Below are 497 nucleotides of genomic sequence, written 5' to 3'. Positions count from 1 at the left end.
GCTATTGATCTTGCGGCATCAAGCTTCTACTACCAACTCCAACAGCGATTTGCTCCGGATAAGCACGCGCATATCCGCGAAATGCTTCATGAGATTAGTTCTGAGTCGAATAACACCTACGGCTATCGCCGACTTTGGTGGGAACTGCGTCATCGAGGGATCGTTATCAGTGAGAAGGTCGTCCGCCGTCTCATGCACGAAGAGGGAATTCGTCCCTGGTTCCCGAAACGAAAGTGGCGTTACTCCAGCTATCAAGGGGAAATTTCTCCCGCACCACCTAACCTGGTGAACCGCAATTTTCATGCTGAGCATCCAAATCGGTTGTGGCTGACTGACATCAGTGTTTTCGCTACTAACCAAGGTCGCGTGTATCTGTCTGCCATCATCGACTGTTTTGACGGGAAGGTCGTGGCAGCAAAAACAAGTGTTCATCCCACCATGGAGTTAGCAGAAGAAACTTTATACGCAGCAATCGCAACCGAAAAGCCGGCAATGGA

Annotated in this window: 1 protein-coding gene; it reads left to right on the top strand. The window is 50.1% G+C overall.

The window, feature by feature from the left end; translation table 11 throughout:
- Positions 1 to 497: IS3 family transposase (locus tag JQ46_RS11100; RefSeq protein WP_155271117.1), on the top strand; the 497-nt coding region annotated here is incomplete at both ends.

This window comes from Corynebacterium jeikeium (genome assembly GCF_000738175.1).
GTDB classification, from domain to species: Bacteria; Actinomycetota; Actinomycetes; order Mycobacteriales; family Mycobacteriaceae; genus Corynebacterium; species Corynebacterium jeikeium_C.
This window is presented reverse-complemented; position numbering and strand designations above follow the sequence as displayed.